The 22,764-nt window shown below is 70.8% G+C and carries 11 protein-coding genes; all 11 read left to right on the top strand.

Features of this window, described 5'->3' with window-relative positions; genetic code table 11:
• Window position 1: 1 nt before the first annotated feature.
• Window positions 2-916, top strand: coding sequence for an LLM class flavin-dependent oxidoreductase (locus tag G9373_RS07380; RefSeq protein WP_005562442.1), 915 nt, complete (start codon window positions 2-4; stop codon window positions 914-916).
• On the top strand, window positions 913-2,055 hold the full coding sequence (locus tag G9373_RS07375; RefSeq protein ID WP_005562443.1) for an LLM class flavin-dependent oxidoreductase: 1,143 nt from the start codon (window positions 913-915) through the stop codon (window positions 2,053-2,055). Before G9373_RS07380 ends, G9373_RS07375 begins: the two co-directional genes overlap by 4 nt.
• A gap of 44 nt (window positions 2,056-2,099) precedes the next feature.
• Window positions 2,100-2,399, top strand: a complete 300-nt coding sequence (locus G9373_RS07370; protein WP_039950770.1) for a phosphopantetheine-binding protein — start codon at window positions 2,100-2,102, stop codon at window positions 2,397-2,399.
• Window positions 2,396-3,493, top strand: coding sequence for an acyl-CoA dehydrogenase family protein (locus G9373_RS48130; protein WP_007296433.1), 1,098 nt, complete (start codon window positions 2,396-2,398; stop codon window positions 3,491-3,493). The genes G9373_RS07370 and G9373_RS48130 overlap by 4 nt, the downstream gene beginning before the upstream one ends.
• Window positions 3,490-4,500 carry a 3-oxoacyl-ACP synthase gene (locus G9373_RS07360; protein WP_005568985.1) on the top strand — a complete coding sequence of 337 codons (1,011 nt, stop codon included), beginning with the start codon at window positions 3,490-3,492 and terminating at the stop codon, window positions 4,498-4,500. The genes G9373_RS48130 and G9373_RS07360 overlap by 4 nt, the downstream gene beginning before the upstream one ends.
• The gene (locus G9373_RS07355) at window positions 4,497-5,549 is read left to right on the top strand and encodes an HAD-IIIC family phosphatase (RefSeq protein WP_005568986.1); all 1,053 of its coding nucleotides are present in this window, start codon (window positions 4,497-4,499) and stop codon (window positions 5,547-5,549) included. The genes G9373_RS07360 and G9373_RS07355 overlap by 4 nt, the downstream gene beginning before the upstream one ends.
• Window positions 5,546-7,117: an amino acid adenylation domain-containing protein gene (locus tag G9373_RS07350; protein WP_005568988.1), complete on the top strand. Its 1,572-nt coding sequence runs from the start codon at window positions 5,546-5,548 to the stop codon at window positions 7,115-7,117. Before G9373_RS07355 ends, G9373_RS07350 begins: the two co-directional genes overlap by 4 nt.
• A complete protein-coding gene (locus G9373_RS07345; RefSeq protein WP_167114531.1) occupies window positions 7,104-16,250 on the top strand; it encodes a non-ribosomal peptide synthetase in 9,147 nt (3,048 codons plus the stop codon). The genes G9373_RS07350 and G9373_RS07345 overlap by 14 nt, the downstream gene beginning before the upstream one ends.
• Window positions 16,251-16,270: 20 nt before the next feature.
• Window positions 16,271-20,701, top strand: a complete 4,431-nt coding sequence (locus tag G9373_RS07340) for a condensation domain-containing protein (RefSeq protein WP_133985054.1) — start codon at window positions 16,271-16,273, stop codon at window positions 20,699-20,701.
• Entirely contained in the window at window positions 20,698-21,558 is an 861-nt protein-coding gene (locus tag G9373_RS07335; protein ID WP_005565435.1) for a 3-hydroxyacyl-CoA dehydrogenase family protein, read from the top strand. The genes G9373_RS07340 and G9373_RS07335 overlap by 4 nt, the downstream gene beginning before the upstream one ends.
• On the top strand, window positions 21,545-22,764 hold a 1,220-nt coding region (locus tag G9373_RS07330), incomplete at its 3' end, for a condensation domain-containing protein (RefSeq protein ID WP_240960409.1). The genes G9373_RS07335 and G9373_RS07330, both read left to right, overlap by 14 nt.

The following is a 22,764-nucleotide window of genomic DNA, read 5'->3' as shown; positions in this document are numbered from 1 at the left end:
CATGGCCGAGAAGCAGGTCGTGCTCGGGGCGGCGGCGCCCGCGGGCCGGACGGACTTCGCCGTCCTCGCGGATGCCGCCCGCACCGCGGAGCGGGGGAGATTCGACTTCTTCCTCGCCGAAGGCGTCACCGCGGCGAACGCGCTGGCCGGGTTCACCGACACGGTGGGGCTCGCGGCGACGCTGGACACGACCTCCGCCGAACCGTACGACGTGGCCCGCCGGCTGGCCTCACTCGATCACCTGTCGGGCGGGCGTGCGGCATGGAACACCGTGGCGCCCGGCGGCGAGCGGGCCTCGGAGTTCGTCGACACCGCCCGCACGCTGTGGGATTCCTGGGCCGAGGGGGTCGTCACCGTCGACCGGGATGCGGGGCGGTTCGTCTCGGACCCCACCGCAGGCGCGTTCTATCACCGGGGCAGGCACTTCGACATCGGTGGACGCTTCACCGTCCCGCGGAGCCCGCAAGCGCAACCGGTGGTGATCGTGTCGGGTGACGGCCCGGAGGCCCGGGATCTCGCCGCCCGGCACGGCGACGTGATCATCGCCCCGCTCGGCACGTTCGAGGCCGGTCGCGCGTTCTACGACGACCTCGCGCGCCGCACGGTCGAGGCCGGCAGACCCGCCGGTGCGGTGAAGGTCCTGTCCGCCGCGACGTTCGTGGGTACCGCCGCGTCCGTCGCGGACCGGATCGTCCGGTGGGTCCGCGAGGACGCAGCGGACGGGTTCGTCCTGCCGTCCCACCTCACCCCGGACGAACTCGCCCTGTTCGCCGACACGGTGGTGCCGTTGCTGCAGGACCGCGGTGTTCTGCGCACCGAATACATCACCGCCACGCTGCGGCAGCACCTCGGACTCGGTGCCCCGCGCAGCCATCGCGCTGTCAATCCCCGCTCTCTCCAGAAGGTGCCCTCATGACCACTCCGTTGTCCGTCCTCGATCTGTCGCCCGTCAGCGAGGGCACCACCGCCCGCACCGCGCTGCGGAACACCGTCGACCTCGCCCGGCACGCCGAGGAGTGGGGATACAAGCGGTACTGGGTTGCCGAACACCACTTCGTGGGCGTCGCCAGTTCCTCACCTGCCGTGCTCGTCGGGATCCTGGCCGCGGCGACCAGCACGCTCCGGGTCGGCGCCGCCGCGGTGCAGTTGGGCCACACCACCGCAGCGGCCGTCGTCGAGGCGTTCGGCACCGTCGACGCGCTGTACCCGGGTCGCCTGGACCTCGGGCTCGGGCGGTCGGGCCAGCGGCGGGCCGAGGCGCTGAAAGCCGTTGCGGAACGCAACAACCAGCCGGCCCCGCCCCGCCGGGAGACGGACATCCGCGACGGCGTCGTGATCCCGGCACCGTTCGACCCGTCCGGGCTCCTGCTGTCTCCGCGGCTCACAGCGGCGCAGTCGGTACTGCAGCAGCCGGGCGCGCTGTCGCCCGCATTCGACCAGCAGGTCGACGACATCCTGGCACTGCTCGACGGCACGTACCGCACCCCGGACGGGATCGAGCTCCACGCCAGCCCCGGCGAGGGCGCCGACGTCGAGGTGTGGGTGTTCGGCAGCAGCGCGGGACCGAGCGCCGAACTGGCCGGGCGGCTGGGGTTGCCTTTCGGAGCGAACTACCACGTGAGCCCGTCGACGACGCTCGAGGCGGTCGAGGCCTACCGCGCCGCGTTCCGCCCGTCGTCGCAGCTGCAGAAGCCGTACGTCGTCGTCTCCGCCGACGCGGTCGTGGCGGAGGACGACGCGACCGCGAAGGAACTGGCGTCGACGTTCGCGCACTGGACGCACAGCATCCGCAGTGGACACGGTGCAATCCCGTATCCGGACCCCGCGCACACGGCACCGCTCGGCGAGACGGAACGCGCGGCGGTCGAGGACCGGCTGATCACCCAGTTCGTGGGCGCACCGGCCACCGTCGCGGACCGACTCGACAGTCTGCGAAGGCTCACCGACGCCGACGAACTGGTGATCACCAGCGTCACCCACGATCACGGCGACCGGCTGCGCTCCTACGAGCTGCTCGCAGCGGAGTGGGGACTGCCGGGCCTGCTGGCCGCCTGAGAGCACGATGATTGAACGCTGGTCCAAATGGGAATCCCACGCCCATGGACACAGCACATGCCCCTGTGCCCGAGTCCCGTGACGAGCTGGTCGAGCAGCTACGAAAGTACCTGAGCTCGATCACGTCGACGGAACTCGGACCCGACGACGACTACTTCACCCTGGGATTGGTGAGTTCGTTGCGGGCCCTGGAGATCGTCACGTACATCGAAGGCTCCCACGACGTCGTGGTCGAGGTGGAGGATCTCGATCTCGACAACTTCCGTACCGCAGCGCGGGTAGCGGGCTTCATTCGGAGAAAGCGGGGCGAGCAGCTTCGTGCGACGGACGGGGCGGCGCCGTGATCGGTATCGATACACTCGTCGCCTCCGCCGAGACGGACGCCGCCACCTGGGACGAGACCGGACTGCCGGTCGACGTCATCGAGGCCGCCGCACGGGCGGGAGTCCTCGGGCTGGACCGGACGACGGACTGCCGGGGACTCGGCCTGACCGCGGCCGAACTCGGCTCCGTCGCAGAAAGACTCGGAGCGGTCTGCACGTCGTTGCGCTCGCTGCTGACCGTGCAGGGGATGGTGAACGCCGCCCTCGATCGGTGGGGCACCGCCGAACAGCGGGCGCAGTGGGTGCCGGCCCTGGCGACCGGTGAACTCCTCGCCGGATTCGCCGCCACCGAATCCGGAGCAGGCAGCGACCTCTCCTCTGTGACTACCAGTTTCGAGGCGCACGGCTCCGATCACCGGATCTCCGGACGGAAACTGTGGGTCACGTTCGGCGAGGTCGCGGACGTACTGCTCGTCCTCGGCCGGTCGCCGGCCGGGCTGACGACCGCGCTGGTCGAAACGGACGCACCCGGAGTGTCCGTCGAACCGATCCACGGGCAGCTGGGCATGCGCGGCGCCCGGATCGCGCACATCGCGTTGGACGGCGTCGTCGTCCCCGCCGACCACCTGATCGCACCGCCGGGATTCGGGCTGTCCCACGTCGTCGGCACCGCCCTGGACCACGGCCGGTACACCATCGCCTGGGGGTGCGCCGGGATGGCGCGCGGGTGTCTCGCCGACGCCGCCGCGCACGCGTCCACCCGCGTGCAGGGCAGCGCCGTGCTGTCCGAGCACGACTCGGTCCGCGCGATCGTCGGTCGTAGCTGGGTCGATGCCGCCGGGGCTCGCGCACTGTGCGAACGGGCCGCCGAACAACGCGATGCCCACGAGCCCAGCGCGCTCTTCACGACGATCGCCGCGAAATACGCCGCTGCCCGGGTCGCCGCGTCGGTGAGCCAGCAGGCGGTCCAGGTGCTCGGGGCCGTCGGGTGCGCCCCCGGCAGCAGGGTGGGGCGCTTCTTCCGCGACGCCAAGGTCATGCAGATCATCGAGGGCGCGACGGAGGTCGCCGAACTCCAGATCGGTGACTACGTGCTCGGGGGAGGTGCGCCATGACGGCCGACCGACCGGTCACGATCGACTCGGTCGCGCTCTGGTTCCCGGACGACGAGGTGACCGTGGCCGGCCTGCCCGAGCTCGACGAACTGCCGATCGCTCAGCGCGAGCACGCATTGTCACTGGGCATCGACACGGTGCGGATCGGAATCGGGCTCTCCGAGGTGGATCTGGCGCACGCCGCGGCGGACGAGGCGCTCCGGAAGGCGGGCCTCGACGCCACCGAACTCGACGCGCTGCTGCTCGTCCAGGGCCGGGTTCCGCAGTACCTGCTCGCGTCCGAGGCGACCAGGCTGCAGCACCTGCTCGGTGCGACCCAGGCGTTCACCACCGGTGTGGGTGACCTCGGGTGCGTGTCCGTCTCGGCGGCGTTCGCGCTCGCGTCGGCGTTGCTCCGCGGCGACCCCCGTTGCCAGAACGTCCTCGTCGTCGCGGCGGCGAAGACACCTACCCGGTCGCGGTACCGGTCGCCGATGACGCTCCTGGGTGACGGCGCCGCCGCGGTCCTGCTGACGACGTCGGGGACCGGCCGGTACGAACTCGTCGACCAGATGATCCGCAGCGACGGAAAATACGCCGACCTGTTCCACATCGACTACCGCGACGTCCGCGAAGCCGACTGGGTCGAGGAATGCGCCGACGAACCCACATACTCGTTCCGTCTCGCGGTCGAGAGCCGGAAGCGGTTCACGGAGATCAACGCGGACCTGCTGGCCCGGAACGGGCTGCAGCAGGACGCGATCGGCGTGTTCCTCATGCAGAACCTGTCGCTCGGTGCGTTCACGTTCTGGCAGGAGGCACTCGACGTCACCATCGATCCCGTCTGCCGCGACAACCTGGCCCGCTTCGGCCACCTCGGATCCGTCGACGTCGCGGCGAACCTCGAGCACGCTGCGTCCGTACAGGCGCCCGGCGACTACTGCGTGATCATGAACAGCAGCCCGGTCGCGGCGTGGAGCAGCGCGCTGCTCCGACGCCTGCCGGATCGACCCGGGCACGGGAAGTGATCGCGATGGAGCAGACGGTGAAGTGCGTGGTCTGGGATCTCGACGACACCATCTGGGACGGCGTCGTCCTCGAACAGGACGCCCCCGTACCGAAAGCCGACGCCCTCCGCGCCCTGGACGTGCTCGACCGTCGCGGCATTCTGCACGCCGTGGCGAGCCGCGGCGAATACGAACCCGCCGCCGCGCACCTGCGCATGCACGGGCTCGAGGAACTGTTCTGCGCCGTCGACGTCGGCTGGGGCCCGAAGTCGGAGGCCGTGCGCCGCATCGCGGAGACACTGAATCTGGGTCTCGACACCATCGCTTTCGTCGACAACGATCCCGTCGAGCGGGCCGAGGTGTCCGAGGCGCTTCCCCCGGTGCGCTGTTATCCCGCCGAGCAGATCGCGTCGTTCCCCGACCTTCCCGAGCTGACTCCGCCCGCCGTCACCGAGGAGGCGAGGCAGCGGAGGTCGCTGTACCGCGCCGAACGGATCCGTCAGGTGAGCGAACAGGAGTTCCACGGGTCCAACTCCGAGTTCCTGGCCTCGCTCGAATTGGTCATGACGGTCCGCCGCGCGACCGAGGACGACCTCGAACGCGCCCACGAACTGACCGTCCGGTCTCATCAACTCAACACGACGGGCCGGACTTTCGGCATCGACGAACTGCGCCGGCTGTGCGCCTCGGACGACCACGAGGTGCTCGTGGCGTCGCTCGGCGACCGATTCGGCGGGTACGGCACGATCGGTCTCGCGGTCTCGGAGATCCGTGGCGACGATTCCGTCCTGCAACTGCTGCTGATGTCGTGCCGGGTGATGTCCCGTGGGGTCGGGACGGCGCTGATCCGGCACGTCGTCGAGCGGGCCCGCGCCCACGGCAGGCGGGCGCTCGCCGAGTTCGTGCCGACGGACGTCAACCGGGTCATGCTGGTGACCCTGCGATTCGCGGGCTTCGACGTCGTCGACCCGAACCGCGATCGGATACTGCTGCTGTGCAATGACTTTCGCAGTGTCTCGGCGCCGAACGCCGACCACGTCGCGGTCCTCTCGGGAGACGTGGCGCCATGACGGACGTGGTCGCGAACGGTGGGGTGATGTCCGGGATTCTCCGCCAGTGCGCGCGGGTTCCCGGCCGGATCGCGATCGTGGTGGGCGACCGGTCGCTGACGTATCGCGAACTCGATTCGGCGAGCGAGGCACTGGCGCGGCAACTCGCCGCCCTCGGTATCCGGCCGGGCCAGGTTGTGCTGATCCACCAGCGGCAGAGCGTCGAGACGGTGGTGGGGATGATCGCCGCGCTGCGACTGGGTGCAGCGTGGTGCGTGATCGAACCCGGACATCCGGTGGGTCAGCTCCGCGCACTCCTCGGTGACATCGACTGTGGTGCCATCGTCTTCGGGTCCGCGGATCCGAAGACGTCGCCGGCGTGGATCCGCGACCTGGCCCGCAGCGCGGTCGGACGTGTTCCCGCACTGCACGACCGGGACGCCGAGCACCGGCCCGTCGCCGAACCGGCCGATCTACCCGAACACGTGCCCGCGGGCACCGCCGCCTACGTGATCACCACGTCCGGGTCGACCGGCGTCCCCAAGGCCGTCGTCGCGAGCCGCGCCAACCTCGCCAGCATGGTCGACGGCCGCAACTACGACTACGACGACGGCGACCTCGTCACGTTCTCCGCGTTCCGCCTCACGTGGGACGGTTCCCTGCTGAAGACCCTGTGGGCGTTGTGCACCGGCGGCACCAGCGTGCTCCCGGACGCTCGCGAACTGATGGACGCCGAGGCCGTCGCCGCGCTCGCCCGGACATGGCAGACCACCCACCTGGTCGCGACCCCCTCGTTCTACCGGCTGCTGCTGCCGCATCTCACCCCGCTGCGCGAGCGTCTGCGATTGGTGACGCTTGCGGGAGAGGCCCTTCCGGGCACGCTCGTCGAACAACATCGTGCGGTGCTGCCCGGGGTCCCGCTGAGCAACGAGTACGGTCCCACCGAGACGACTGTCAGCTGCCTCGCTCATCCGGTGCGCGACGTGCCCGCCTCGATCGCGCCGATCGGCAGACCACTGGGCGCGAGCACGGCCTACGTCCTCGACGCGAAACTGGTCGAGGTGCCGTACGGAGCGGTGGGGGACCTGTACGTCGGCGGTCCGCAGATCTCCGAGGGCTACGCGTCCCGCCCGGCCGCCACCGCGGCCCGCTTCGTCGCCGACCCCTTCGCGGCGCGGCCCGGTGCGCGGATGTATCACACAGGCGACCTCGCACGCGTCGATCCGCACGGCGACATCGAATTCCGCGGCCGGTTCGACGGACAGGTGAAAGTGCGCGGCGCCCGGGTCGAGAGACACGCGGTGGAGGCCGTGCTGGAGAGTCACCCCGCGATCCACCAGGCGGTGGTTCTCGCGACCGCCGACGAACACGGGGAGACGGTGTTGACCGCGTTCTGGGTGCCCTCGGCCGCGGCGACCGTACTGCCCACACCACGCGACCTGATCGCGCACTGCGCCGCGCGGCTCGTCGCGCAGGCGGTGCCCGACCGCTTCCTCGCGCTCGGCGCCCTTCCGCTCGCACCGAGCAGCAAGGTGGACGAGGCGGCGTTGCGCCGGCTGCTGCCCAGCGGAGGTGGTGGCGTTGCGTGAGCACCATACCGAGGCCGTCGGCGGCGCGGAAGTACCGTTCCCGCTGTCGTCGGCCCAATACGAGGCGTGGCTGGCCCAGCAACTGGCCCCCGACGTGCCGCTGTGCATCGCCCAGTACGTCGAGGTACACGGCGATCTGGACGTCGACCTCCTGCGCGAGGCCACCGTCGCGACCGCCGACGAATTCGGATCGCCCTTCCTCCGGTTGATCGACAGGGACGGTCAGCCGTTCCAACTGGTCGACCCGTCGACGGACCGGTCGATCGGCCTGCTGGACTTCCGCGGGGACGCCGAACCGGTGGACGCCGCCCGCCGATGGATGCGCGCCGACTGCGAGACCCCACTGGATCCGACTCGCGACCGCCTCGTCGAATCGTCGATTCTTCGCGTCGGTGAGACGCACTACCTGTGGTACAGCAAGATTCACCACGTCGCCCTGGACGGTTACGGTGCGATGACGATGCTCAACCGCATCGCGGCCCGGTACACCGCGAAGGTGCTCGACCGGGAACTGCCGCCCAACGAGGCCGTGGACCCCCGGCAGCTGTACGAGGCCGATCAGCAGTACCGGTCGTCGACCCGCTTCGCCGCGGACCGGCAGTTCTGGGCCGAACGGGTCGGCGGCCTCGGACCCGGATCGAGCCTGGCCCGACGGACCGGGCCCGCGGTCGCCACGAGCACCGACGTCACCGCGCCCCTGCCGGACGCGGCGGAGCGAGCGCTCGGCGACGCCGGGGCCCACGGGACCGCGAAGATCATCGCCGCGTTCGCCTGCTACCTGTCGAGGACGACGGGACGCCGGGACGTGCTCGTGAAGATCCCGGTGTCGGCGCGCACCACCGCGACCCTGCGACGGTCCGGCGGAATGGTGGCGGGCGTCGTGCCGCTTCCCGTGCAGATCTGCCCCGGGGACACGGTGGGGCAACTGGTGGAGCGGGTGCAACTCGACCTGATGGGCGCGCTGCGACACCAGCGTTTCGGGCTCGGCGACATCCGGCGCGACGCGGGCGCCGGTGCGGCGCAGTCGCTGTCGGGTCCGATGGTCAACGTCATGCTCTTCCACCAGGAACTCGTTCTGGGGCCGCTCGTCGGCGAATACCACATCGTCACGTCCGGGCCGGTCGAGGATCTGCTCGTCAACGTGTACCGGAGCGGCACACCGGTCCGGACCTTCGTCCACTTCCTGGCCAACCCCAACCGGTACGACGCCGACGAGGTCGGCGCGCATCACCGGCAGTTCCTGGAACTGCTCGGCGACTTCGTCACGGCCGACGCGGACGCCGCGCTCACCACCGTCCACGAGGAGACGGCCCAGCTCGACTTCTGGACGCGCACACTGGCGGACGCGCCCCCGGTGCTGGACCTGCCCACCGACCGTCCGCGGCCCGCGCGGCCGTCCCACCGCAGCGCCGCCGTCGACGTCGCACTCGACCCGGATCTGCGGCGCAGCCTGGAAGCGTTCGCCGCCGAACACCGCGCGGTCGCCGCCACCGTGATCCATGCGGTGCTGGCGCTGGTGCTGGCACGGTCGGCTCGGACCGACGACGTCGTCCTCGGCGCGGGGACGGACACCGACCCGGTGGTGTTGCGGACCCACGTGTGCGGTTCGGACCGCTTCGGCGAGTATGTCGGCACGGTGCGGGACGCCGACGCGGAGGCGTTCGCGCACCGCGGTGTGCCCGCCCGGCGAATTCTGGACATCCTCGACCCGCCGCGGTCCACGTCCCACGCACCGCTCTTCCAGGTACTGCTCGAATTCGCGGACCAGGCAGGGGAACTCGGCGACCTCGACCTGCGCGTGACGGTGTCGGACACGACGGCCCGATTCACCTACGCGACAGACCTGTTCGACGCCGCCACCGTGGAGGGAATCGCCCGGCGGTTCGTGCGGACCGCCGCGACCGCCGCCGCGGATCCGTCTGTCGTGATCGGCGACCTCGACCTGGTCGAACCGGCCGAACGCGCTGTGCAGCAGGACTGGTCGATCCGTCCGGGGGATGCCGCCGACGAGACGACACTCGGTGAGTTGTTCGCCGCCCGGGCGGCGCGGAGCCCCGACGCCACCGCCGTCGTGTCGGGTGGCGAGCGCACGAGTTACGGCGACCTCGATGCCCGGTCGAACCGCCTTGCACGGCACCTGCTCTCGCGGGGTGTGGGCCCGGAGTCGTCGGTCGCGGTGGCGATGCCGCGATCGGCGGCGCTCGTCGTCGCACTCGTGGCGATCGTCAAGGCCGGGGCCGCCTATCTCCCCATCGACGCGGACCATCCCGGGGAGCGCTCGGCGCGCGTCCTCGACGACGCCCACCCGGTGTGCATTCTGGCCACCCGGGACACCGCGGTCGCACTGCCGGCGTCGGACATTCCTGTTCTGCTCCTCGATTCGACGGACACGGATCTCGACGGCAGCTCTGCGGACCCGCTGACCGACGCCGACCGGACACCGGTCGATCCGGACTCGTTGGCCTACGTCGTCTACACGTCGGGATCGACGGGACGGCCGAAGGGCGTCGCGGTGTCGCACAGCAACGTGGTCTCGCTCTTCACGAGCACCCGGGACCTGTTCCGGTTCGCGGACACCGACGTGTGGACGATGTTCCACTCCCCGGCATTCGACTTCTCGGTCTGGGAGTTGTGGGGCGCGCTGCTGCACGGCGGGACCCTGGTCGTCGTCGACTTCGACACCACCCGGTCGCCCGCCGCGTTCCTCGCGCTGCTGCGCCGCGAGCGGGTGACGGTGCTGAGCCAGACGCCGACGGCGTTCTCGCAGCTGATCGAGGCCACCGACGCGGAGGACGACGCGGGCCCGCCGCTGCTGCGCTACGTCGTGCTCGGCGGCGAGGCGCTCGACTTCGGGCAACTCGAACGCTGGTACTCCCGCCACGACGAGGACGCGCCCGTGCTGGTGAACATGTACGGCATCACAGAGACGACGGTGCACGTCACGCACCTCCCGCTCGGGCGCGGGCTCGCCGCCGCCGCGTGGACGAGCAAGGTAGGGCGGCCGATCCCCGGATTCCGGGTGTCGGTGCTGGACGCGCGGTTGCATCCGGTGCCGGTCGGTGTGGCCGGCGACCTGTACGTGGCGGGACCGCAGGTCGCGCGCGGCTACCTGGGCCGCGCCGGGCTCACGGCGTCCCGCTTCGTCGCGGATGCGTCGGGCGCCCGGATGTACCGGACCGGGGACATCGTCCGGTGGCGACGTGACGGGAGTCTCGACTACCTCGGACGCGACGACCTCCAGGTCGAGATCCGCGGATTCCGGGTGGAACTCGGCGAAGTGGAATGGGTGCTGGGCCGGTGCGACGGGGTCGCGCAGGCAGTGGTGACCCTGCACGAGGATCCGGTGACCGGCCCGGCTCCGGCGGCGTACGTGGTGCCCGAGGCGGGTGCGATCGTCGACACGGAGGCCGTGCTGGAATTCGCCGGAACCGCGTTGCCGTCGTACATGGTCCCGGCCTCGGTGACGGTCCTCGAGCGGCTCCCGCTCACCGTCAACGGGAAACTGGACCGGGCGGCACTTCCGGCGCCCGTCACGGCTTCCCGCGCCGAATTCGTGGCACCGGGGACTCCCGCCGAGGAGTCGCTCACCGTCATCTTCGCCGCGCTGCTCGGCGTGCCCGCGGTCGGGGTCGACGACGACTTCTTCGCGCTCGGCGGCAACTCGCTGATCGCGGCGAAGGTCGTGGCGCGGATTCACGGTGTGCTCGGTGCGGGCGTGGGTGTGCGCGACGTCTTCGAGGCGCGGACGGTGCGGTCGCTGGCGGCACGGGTGAGCCGAGCGGCATCGGCCGACCGGCCGCCGCTGGTGGCGACGGACCGGTCCGCGGCGGCCCCGGTGTCCCTGGCGCAGACGCGGATGTGGTTCCTCGACCAGTTCGACACGACGTCGCCCGCCTACAACATCGCGGCGGCCTTCCGATTGCGCGGCCACCTCGACGTCGCGGCGCTGCACACGGCGCTGACGGACGTGGTGGACCGGCACGAGGCGTTGCGGACGATCTTCCCGATGCGGGGCGACACGCCCGTGCAGTCGGTGATCCCGGCGGCGGAGGCGGTGCCCGGTCTCCGCGCGGTCACGGTGTCGGGGGAGAGCGACCTCCGGGGCCGGCTCGCGGCGGCCCTGTCCGCGGGCTTCGAGGTGACCGCGCAGGTTCCGTTGCGGGCGCACCTGTTCGAGGTCGGTCCGCGCGATCACGCCCTCGCCCTGGTGGTCCATCACATCGCTGCGGACGCGCTGTCGCTGGGCCCGCTGGCCCGGGACATCACGTCCGCGTACACCGCCCGGGCGCGGGGACATGCGCCGGCCTGGGTGCCGCTTCCGGTGCAGTACGCCGACTACAGCATCTGGCAGCGGGCACTGCTCGGATCGGAGGACGATCCCGGCTCCCTGATGTCCCGCCAGCTCGGGTACTGGCGTTCCGCGCTCGCCGACGCGCCGGTCGTGACGGACCTGCCGATGGATCGCGCACGTCCCGAACACCGGTCGCTCGCCGGCGCGCGGGAGTCGTTCGACATCGGGGACCGCCTGCACCGGAAGGTGGTCGCCCTTGCGCGCGAACACGATGCGACCGTGTTCATGGTGACGCACGCGGCATTTGCGGTCCTGGTGTCCCGCTTGGGAAGCGCCACCGACGTGGTGATCGGATCCGCGGTGGCGGGACGCGGTGAGGCCGTCCTCGACGACGTGGTGGGGATGTTCGTCAACACTCTGGCACTGCGCACCCCCGTCCACGGCGCCGACTCGTTCACCGCGCTGCTCGCCGCCGTGCGGGACCGCGACCTGGAGGCGTTCGCGCACGCGGAGGTGCCGTTCGAGCGGGTGGTCGAGGCGCTCGCTCTCCCGCGCACCACGGCGCACGCGCCGTTGTTCCAGGTGCTGTTCGAATTCCAGGACGTCGTGCGGCCGACCCCGAGCCTGCCGGAACTGGAGGTGGAGGAGATCGACCTCGGTGTCTCCGTCTCCACCTTCGACCTGCAGCTGACCCTGGCCGAACGATTCGGAGAGGACGGGTCGCCGGCCGGGATCAGCGCGGGATTCACCTATGCCACCGATATCTTCGATGCCGCGACCGTCCGCAAGTTCGCCGAACGATACGTACGGTTCCTCGACGCGGTGGTCGCCGACCCGGACGTTCCCCTGGCCCGATTCGATCTGCTGTCGCCCGGCGAACGCGAGGCACTCGTCCCGGTGCGCGGGCGGCCCACCGGCACGACCCGGTTGCTGCCGGAGATCCTCTCCGCCGCGGCCGCCCGGGACCCGCACGCCGTGGCGCTGTCGTACGGCAACGCGGTGATGTCGTATCGCGAACTCGACGACTGGTCGAACCGCCTGGCCTGGGTGTTGATCCGCCGCGGAATCGGACCGGAGGATCACGTGGCGATAGGGCTCGTCCGATCCGTGGAACTGGTGGTGTCGGTGTGGGCGGTGGCGAAGTCGGGTGCGTCGTTCGTCCCGGTGGATCCGAGTCTGCCGCCGGGGAGGATCGCCGACATCCTCGCCGACTGCGGGGCGGTGGCGGGACTCACGGTCGCCGAACAGCGCGACCGGATGCCGGACGGCGTGGAGTGGCTGCTCCTCGATTATCCGGGCCCGACGCGGCGATGGGAGTCCCGTCCGATCACCGACGACGACCGGGTCGTGCCGCTGAGACCGGGCCATCCGGCGTATCTGATGTACACGTCCGGATCGACGGGGGCACCGAAGGGCGTCGTGATCCTCCATGCGGGGTTGCAGAACTTCACGATCGATCAGCGCACCCGGTACGCGACGACGAATGCCTCGCGCGTCCTGAATCTCGCGTCGCCCGGGTTCGACGCGACGATGCTCGAATACCTCGCGGCGTTCGGCGCCGGTGCGCGACTGGTCATCGCGGCGCCGCACGTCTACGGCGGCGCCGCACTGACGGAACTGCTGGCGGCGGAGAGGATCACGCACGCGTTCGCCACCCCCGCGGTCCTGGCCACGATCGACCCGCGTGGTCTACGCCTGCTCCGCACGCTCGTCGTCGGGGGCGAACGCTGCCCGCCGGAGTTGCTGGCCCGCTGGGCGTCCGGGCGCACCCTGCTCGTCGGCTACGGTCCGACCGAGACGACGGTGATGTCGAACATCGGCGACCCGATGACACCCGGCGACCCCGTGCGGATCGGCCACCCGATGCGCGGTGTCCGCGAACTCGTCCTCGACGAGTGGTTGCGTCCGGTGCCGGTCGGTGTGGTGGGTGAGCTGTACGTGCTGGGAGACGGTCTGGCGCGCGGCTACCACCGGCGCGCGGGGGTGAGCGCTGCCTCGTTCGTGGCGAACCCGTTCGACCACCCGGGATCACGCATGTACCGCACCGGCGACCTGATGCGCTGGACGAAGGACGGTCGGCTGGAATACCTGGGCCGCAACGATTTCCAGGTCAAATTGCGCGGCCAGCGGGTCGAGCCGGGGGAGGTGGAGGCGGCGCTCACCCGTTGCCCCGGCGTCGCGCAGGCGGTGGTCGTGGTCCGCCACACACCCGCTGCCGAGGCGGTCCTCGCCGGATACGTCACGGCGGAGGACGGCGCGGACCTCGACACGAGCGAGGTGATGCAGTTCGCCGGGTCCGTCCTCGCGCCGTTCATGGTGCCTGCCTCGGTGACGATCCTCGATCGACTGCCGCTGGGCGCCAACGGCAAGGTCGACCGGCACGCGCTGCCGGAGCCCGAATTCGCGCCCCGCATCTTCCGGGCGCCCGGCACCCCCTTCGAATCCGCGGTGGCCGACGTGTTCGCCGAGGTACTCGGGACCGGCGTCGTCGGAGCCGACGACGACTTCTTCGCGTCCGGAGGCAACTCGCTGACCGCGACGCAGGTGGTCGCGCGGATCAACTCCGCGCTCGGCACGGACGTCGGTGTGCGGGACGTGTTCGAGACCCCGACCGTTCGGGCGCTCGCGGCACGGATCGCGCGCGAGACCGCGGGCGGCGAAGCTCGGCCTGCGATCGCGGGGCCCCGGCGCCCCGACGCGGTGCCGCTGTCCTGGGCGCAGCACCGGATGTGGCTCCTCAATCAGTTCGACCCGTCCTCGCCCGCGTACAACGTCGCGATGATCGTCCGGCTGTCGGGTGACCTCGACGTCGACGCGCTGACCGCCGCCCTCGCCGACGTGGTGGACCGGCACGAATCGCTCCGCACCCGGTACCCGTACGGCGATTCGGGACCCACCCAGGTGATCGTCGGTGCGGGCCACGTCGCGCAGCTCACCGTGTCGACGTCCGACGATCCGGTACGCGAACAGATCTCGGAACTCGTGTCGGCGGGTTTCGACGTCGCCACCGAAGTCCCGATGCGGGCCAGGCTGTTCGAACTCGGCGACCGGGAGCACGTCCTCGTCGTCGTGGTGCACCACATCGCGGCCGACGGGTTCTCGATGGTTCCGCTCGCCCGCGACGTGATGACGGCGTACACCGCGCGGTCCGAGGGCTGTGCGCCGGGATGGGAGCCGCTGCCGGTGCAGTACCCCGACTACACCGTGTGGCAGCGGGAACTCCTCGGCTCGGAGGACGACGCGGACTCCTTGCTGTCGCGGCAGCTGGACTACTGGCGATCCGCTCTCGCCGACGCGCCGGCGGTGACCGCGTTGCCCACGGACCGTGACCGCCCGCGGCGGCGATCGGCCACCGGTGACCGGGTGACGTTCGGGATCGGCGCCGACCTGCACCGGGGCGCGGTGGCATTGGCGCGGGCTCGACGGTGCACCGTGTTCATGGTCGTGCACGCGGCCCTCGCCGTGTTGCTGGCCCGTTCGGGCGGCACCGACGATGTGGTGATCGGGTCGCCGGTCGCCGGCCGCGGCGAGGCCGTCCTCGACGACGTGGTGGGAATGTTCGTCAACACGCTGGTGCTGCGGACCGACGTGTCGGGGACTTTCGACGATCTGCTCGCCCGGGTCCGCGAGACCGACCTCGCGGCCTACGCCCACGCAGACGTGCCGTTCGAGCGGGTGGTGGAGGCGCTGAACCCGCCTCGGTCCCAGTCGCATTCACCGCTGTTCCAGGTGCTGCTCGAGTTCCGGAACACCGAACATCCCGATCTCGCCCTCCCGCACCTGGAGGCCGAAGTTCTCGAACCCGACGTCGAGGTGTCGCTCTTCGACCTGCAGCTGACGGTGCGCGAGCGGTACGACGAGTCCGGAACACCGGAAGGGATGACGGCGGGATTCACCTACGCCACCGACCTCTTCGATGCGGCGACCATGCAGGCCCTGGCCGATCGGTTCACCAGGATCCTCGCCGCGTTCGTCGCGGATCCGACAGTCGCCGTCGGAGACGTCGACGTGCTGGCCCCGGACGAGCGCACCCGGATTCGCGAATGGAGTGCGGCGGCCGAGACCGTCGTGCTCGATCCCCGGCTGGAGCTCAGCCCCGAAGGCGTGACCGGTGCGGTGTACGTGGCCGATACACCGGAGCACCACATTTCGGCGCCGGCGGCGGCCGCGACGTTCGTGGCGAATCCGTTCGGCGCCCCGGGCTCCCGGATGGTCCGGACGGGCGCGCTCGCGCGGTGGAACCGGTCCGGACGACTGCTGAGCGTGGGCGCCACCGGGCCTCCGTCGCGGTCGGTCACGGAGGTCGTGGCGAGTCACCCGGCGGTCCGCGAAGCGGTGGTCCTCACGACCGCGACCGGTGTCACCGCCTTCTGGGTGCCGGCAGCCGCGGCGGCCGTGCTACCGATGGCGGACGACCTGCGGGAGTTCAGCGCCGGGCGGCTCGACGCCCGATCGGTTCCCACACGGTTCGTCGCACTCGGTGCCGTCCCGCGGACAGCGGACGGCGAGGTGGACGAGAACGCGCTGCGCGCACTCGTCTCCGAGGCAGCGCCTGCGCCCGGCGAGTCGCGGCACCGCTGGACGACGCTGCAACGGTCGGTCGCCGAGCATTGGACGGCGGTGCTGGGGCACGACGACTTCGGTCCCGAAGACGGGTTCTTCGACGTCGGCGGAAACTCGCATCGCGTCGTGGAACTGCAGCGTCGTCTCGACGAACGCTGGCCCGGGGCTCTGCGGGTGGGTCAGCTGTTCGACCTCGTCACCGTGGCGGCGCAGGCCGAGGCGATTTCGCAGTCCACCGACACGAGCGAGGCGTCCGCGCCCGCCACCTACGAGTTCTGACCAGCCGGGAGGAGGCAACCGTGACCGTGCGACATCCCGCACCGGGCGACGACGACATCGCCGTGGTCGGCATCGCCGCGCGCTACCCCGAGGCCGCGAACCTGGCGGAGTTCCGCGCCAATCTCGCGGCGGGCCGGGATTCGGTGCGCCCCCTGTCGCGGTCACGGGCAAAGGAGACCGGGCTGGGACCTCCCTCGCACTACCACGCGATGGGTTTCGTCGAGGACATCTCCACGTTCGACTACGCCTTCTTCACCTTGTCGAAACGGGAAGCGTCGCTGATCGACCCGCAACAGCGGATCGCACTGGTCCTCGCATATCAGGCGGTCGAGGACGCCGGATACTCGGTGGCGGAGTTCCGCGACAGCGCAACGGCGGTGGTGTTCAGCGCCGCCACCTCGACGTATCCGGCGATGTGGGCGGAACCGGGTGTGCTGAGCACACTGGGCAACGTTCCGTTCGCCGTGCCGGCCCGGATCGCGTACCAACTCGGCCTCACCGGCCCCTGCTACGCCGTCGATTCGGGTTGCAACGGATCGCTGATCGCGGTGCACCACGCCTGCCGGGAGCTGCGGTCGGGTGACGCCGATTTCGCCCTCGCGGGCGGAGTCAGTCTGCGGGTGAACGGTCTCCGCGCCGACATGGCGGAGGGATCCGCGGAACTGATGTCACCCGGCGGGCGTTGCCGCGCGTTCGACGCGAACGCGGACGGCACCGCGGTCGGGGAGGGTGGGGCGGCGCTTCTCCTGACCACGATGGCCCGCGCCCGCGCCGACCGCGTCCCGGTCCACGCCGTGATCCGTGGCACCGCAACGGTGTCCAGTGGTCATTCGTCCGCGACGATCAGCTCCCCGAGCGCCCGGGCGCAGGTGGCCGTCATCTCCCGGGCCTGGAAGAAGGCGGGTCTCACCCCGGACGATGCCGGGTACCTCGAGGCCCACGGATCGGGAACTCCGCTGGGCGACGCGGTCGAACTCGAAGGGATCACGTCCGCGTTCCGGGGCCGTCCCGGCGTACTGCCGATCGGTTCGGTGAAGACCAACATCGGTCACCTCGACCACGCCGCCGGGGTGTCCGGCCTCGTGAAGGCGATCCTGGCCGTCGAGCACGGCGAGTTGTACCCGTCGCTGCACTTCGAACGGCCCACCGGTGGAGTCGACCTCGCGGGCAACGGAATCGAAGTGGTCACCGAGGCCCGGACGTGGAGCGACGAGACCGGACCCCGGCGGGCGGGGGTGAGTTCGTTCAGCCTCGGCGGCATCAACGCGCACTGCGTGGTCGAACAACCGCCCGCGCGTGCCACCGGATCGCGCGGCGGCACCACGAGTCGACTGGTCGGGGTGTCGGCGAAGAGCGTGGGCGCCCTCGCCACGCTGTGTACCGAACTGGCGACGGCCGTGCGCGGGCACGACCTCGACGATGTGGTCTTCACCCTCAATCGCGGCCGCCCGCACCACGACCACCGGGTAGCGGTGCACGCACGCAGCATCGCCGAACTCGCGCAGTCGCTCGCCGCCCGTGCCGCCGAACTCGACGCCCGCGGCGAGGACTCCGCACCGACCACTCGGCAACGCCCCGCTGTGGCGTTGCTGCTGTCGCCCGACCGGATGCCGCCCGCACTGCGCGGCCGCACCCTGCCGTCGGAGCTTCCCGCCACCGGCGACGAGGCGGACCTCCTCGCCGGCCAGATCGCCGTCCACCGTGAACTCCGGGCCGCGGGCGTCACCGTCGACGCCGTCCTCAGCGGCGGCGTGTCCCGGTACGCGGCCCGGTATCTGCGGGACACACTGTCGGCGGTGAAGGCTGCAGACATCGCCGGCGCGTCCGCGGACCCCTCGATCGACACCGACCGGCTCGTCGCCGTCGCGAAGGGAATGCTCGCGGACGGCCCCGTCGTCTTCGTGGAGCCGAGCCCGGAGGGACGCCTCGGCGCACTGCTCGCCGACGCTCTCCGCGACACGGCGGACGCCGACATGCTCCGCGCGACGGACACGTCCGACGCGATCACGCACCTCCTCGCCGGGCTGTACGAGCGCGGAGTCGACCTCGACTGGGCGGCCGTCGACCGTGGTGACGACTCCGCCTGGCGAGTGCGCCTACCCGGCCACCCGATGCGCGGTTCGCGGTGCTGGTTCGACCTCCCGGGCCAACCCGACTGGGACGACGCCGCGGACAATCCGTCGGCGGAACCGAGCCCGCAATCGGTGACGGCCGCGCCGGAAGACAGCCTCGACTGGTTGCAGACGACACTGCGCGAGTTGCTCCACAGCGAGAGGGACGTCGGCGCCGACGACGACTATTTCGACCTCGGTGGAAACTCGCTCATCGGCATGCAACTCGTCGACCGGGTGTCGGACCGATACGGGGTCCGGCCCAAACTCATCGACCTCTACGAGCGGCCGAAGGTCGCAGATTTCGCCGCACTCCTCGCGGACGGCACGTCCGCGTCCGGTGGGCTGCCTCCGATCATGCCGCGGGGGCGGCACGTGATGTCGTTCGGTCAGGTACGCATGTGGTTCCATCACCAACTCGACGCCGACACGACCATCTACAACCTGCCGATGGTCAGCGAATTGCACGGGCCGATCGACGAATCCGCCGTCCGGGCAATGTGGGACGACCTCGCCGCACGGCACCGGGTGCTGCTGTCCAACTACGTCGAGGTCGACGGGGAGCCGGAACTGCGGATCCGCGAAACCCTCGGCGACTTCTTCCGCACCGCCGACGTGTCGGGCGAACCGGATCCGGTGGCCGCGGCCCGGGCCCTCGTGCACGAGGCCGCGGTGGCACCGTTCGACCTGGCCACCGACCCGCTTGTGCGGGCACTGCTCATCAGGATCGGCCCCGACGAGCACGTCCTGCAGGTCACCACCCACCATTCCGTCAACGACGGGGGTTCGCCGAGAATCTTCGAGCAGGAACTGCCCGCCCTGTACGCGGCACGCCGCGCCGGCCGCCGCGCCGACCTCGCACCGCTCCCCATCGAGTACTGGGACTACGCCCTGTGGCAGCGGGAACTCATCGCGAGTGCCGCGCTCGACTCCGAACTCGAATACTGGAGAACCGTTCTGGAGGACGTACCGCTGCTCCGGCTGCCCACCGACTTCCCGCGTCCGGAGCGGAAGAACTTCACCGGCGCGTTCCACACGTTCACCGTCTCCGAGGAGCTGACCCGGAGCCTGCGGGCCGTGGCCCGGAGGGAGTCCGTGTCGCTGTTCGTGGTGCTGCTCTCCGCGTTCTACCTCCTCATGGCGAGCCGCAGCCGCCAGCGCGACCTCGTGGTCGGGACACCGACGACCGGACGCAACCGGCCGGAACTGTCCGGCATGATCGGGTACTTCAACAGCACGGTGGCACTGCGCGCCGACCTGTCCGGGGACCCGAACATCACGGAGCTGTGCGCACGCGTGCGTGATGTCGTGCTCGGCGCCCTCGAACACCAGGAGATCCCGTTCGACCGCGTCGTGACCGCACTCACCGGCGACCGGGACCTGAGCCGGACACCACTGTTCGACGTCTGCCACGTCCACCAGGAACTGCCGGCGCTGCAGTCGCAGCAAGGACTCACCGAGACGCTGTTCGACCAGGAGGATCCCGCGGCCATCGCGTTCGGCGGGGTGCCGTCCGGCACGGCCAAGTTCGATCTCACCCTCGTCACCACGGAGCGGGGCGGCGAGGACGGCATGGCGGCCGGGCTCGAGTTCAGCACGGAACTGTTCACCGAGCAGACTGCCGCCGCGCTGTGCGCCGAATACGTCCGGATCCTCGAAGGTGTCGCGGATGCGCCTCGCACACAACCTGTTTCCGTGTTCCTGACCGACGCGGCCCCCGCCCCGGTGGCGCGGCTGGTGGCGCCACCCCTGGTCCCGGCCGACCGGCCCCGGCAACCCTCGACCGGCGCGGAACCGCCGAGCTACTCGACCGCACGGGTGACGGCGACACTCGACGGACAACCGGGCCACCCGGAACTGCTCGCCGCCTGGCTCACGCTCCTCGCCTGGTACACGGCGCAGGACGAGGTGGCCGTGGGCACCGCCCCGGGACCGGGGGCATCGCCGCGGCTCGTGGTCGCGGACCTGTCGGGAGATCCCACCTACCCGGAGCTGGTGGAGACCGTACGCCGGGAGCTGTCTTCGGATCCTCGCGCGGCCGACACGGCGGCGCAGCACTTCCCCGTGCGCTGCGACGGGGAGCGCGACGACAGCGCCGAACGGGCAGACCTGTCGCCCGTCGAACTCGGGCTGTCGTGGACCCGCGGTCCGACGGCACTCACCCTCGAACTCGACTACGCCACCGACCTCTTCGACCGGAGCACGGCTACCGCGATGCTCACCGACCTCCGGCGGCTGCTGGCCGGACTCGTGGCCCATCCCGACCTGCCCACTCAGGAGGTGGCGATGGAGTACGTGCATCAGGACGACACCGGCTTTTCGACGGAGGCGGCGCGATGAGTGAAGGCAGTGCGATGAGCGTCGGTGTGGTGGGGGCGGGGACCATGGGCGCCGGGGTGGCCGAATGTCTCGCGCAGGCCGGCCACGACGTGATCGTCGTCGACCCCGACCCGCAGGCCGTCGAACAGGCGCGATCTCGGATGCGCGACTCGCTGCGGCTCGCGATACTCCTCGGCCGGGCCGGTGGTCCGAAACCTGCCGAGGTCACCGCGCGGGTGCACTGGACCGGGCAGCTGACCGATCTGCGGCACGCCGCCGTCGTCATCGAATGCGTCCCCGAGCGAATCGACCTCAAGGAGAAGGTCTTCGCCGAACTGGACCGTGTGTGCGCACCCGACGCGCTACTCGCGTCGTGCACCTCCGGCATCCCCGTCGACCGACTCGCCGCGAGTACCACGAGACCGGAACAGGTTGTCGGACTGCACTTCATGAACCCCGCCCCGCTCAAGGACACCGTGGAGGTGGTGCGGGGGCCGCGGACGTCGCCGCAGTCGCTGGACCGTGCGCTGACGCTCCTCGCCACACTGGACAAGACCGGCATCGTCGTCGGCGACGGACCTGGATTCCTGCTGAACCGTGTCCTCATGCTGTGTATCGCGGAGGCGGCGACCGCCCTCGGCGACGGTATCGCCGACGCGGACACCACCGATGCGTTGTTCGAAGGCTGCCTCGGCCACCCGATGGGACCACTGCGGACCGCCGACCTGATCGGCCTGGACAACGTCCACGACACGATGACCGCGCTGCGCGAGTTGACCGGTGACGACCACTACCGCCCGCCCGAGCCGCTCGTCGCCCTGGTCGAGGCCGGTCATCTCGGGCGTAAGACCGGGCGAGGATTCCATGAGTACCGGTGAGGTGCTGCCCCTCACCTACGACCAGCTCGCGGTGCTCCGCGCCGGTGTTCCCGACGCCTCCTTCGGCCAGTATCTCGAACTCGACGGCCCGCTCGACGAAGACCGGTTCTGCCGGGTCCTGCAGCAGACTCTGGCCGAATGCACCGGACTGCACTGCACTTTCGTGCTCGACGGCCCGGAACTCGGGCAGGTCACCGGCGCCCCGGCGACCGGCCCGGACGTCCTCGACGCCGCCGCGTCCGACGACCCCGGCCGACTCGTGACGACGTGGATCGACCAGGAGCTGACCCGCCCGATGGACCCCGCCACCGGACCGCTGTACGTGCACGTCCTGTTCCGGCTGCCGCACGGCCGATACGGTTGGTTCCAGCGCTATCACCGATTGGTGAACGACGAACCGGGCATGACGGCGATCGTCCACCGCACCGCCGAGGCCTACGAGTCGGGGGAATCCGTTCCCACCTCGCCGCCGGAGTCCCGGCCGTTCGTGTCGCCCTCCGTCCCGCTGACCTCCGATGCGCGGTACCGCGAGAGCGACTCGTGGGCGGACGACCGCCGCTACTGGGAGCACCTGCTCGCCGGAGCGCCGCGACACGAGACCCCGCCCGGTCCGGTCTCCGAGGAGGAGGACCTCGGCCCGTTCACCGTTCCCGCCGACGGCGCGCTCGTGCGGCTCGCACGCCGCAGCGGTGGCGGTCCCGCCGCCGTCCTGCTCGCCGCGCTGGCGGTGTACTGGCACAGCCGCACCGCCGTCGACGACGTGGTGGTCGGGCACCGGTCGCACGGGTCCACCACACCCGTGAGGCTCTCCCTCACACCGCAACTCACATTCGATGCGCTGACACGGCACGTGGGTCTGCAACTCCGGAGATCCCGGAGACACCGGTTCCTCGCTTCCACGGATGGTCCGGTGGACTCGTGGCCTGTGGCAGGCGGATTGCGCGATCCGCTCGGCGTCGAGCGCATCGGTGCGGGTGCCGTCACCGTCGTGAAGCGGTGGGACTCCGCCGGTGACGGGGTGTTCGTCGAAGTCGACGACTGGGACGGTTCCTGGACCGTCGACGTGCACGGCCCCGGCGACGCGCAGCGCCTCTCCCGCATTCTCGAAACCGCGGTCGGGGCACCGGATAGGCCGTTGGCTCGTGTGGATGTGTTGGGTGTGGTGGAGCGGGGGGTGTTGGTGCCGGTGCGGGGTAGGGCTGGTGT

The sequence above is a fragment of the Rhodococcus sp. A14 genome, from assembly GCF_011603105.1.
Lineage (GTDB): Bacteria > Actinomycetota > Actinomycetes > Mycobacteriales > Mycobacteriaceae > Rhodococcus_F > Rhodococcus_F opacus.
This window is presented reverse-complemented; position numbering and strand designations above follow the sequence as displayed.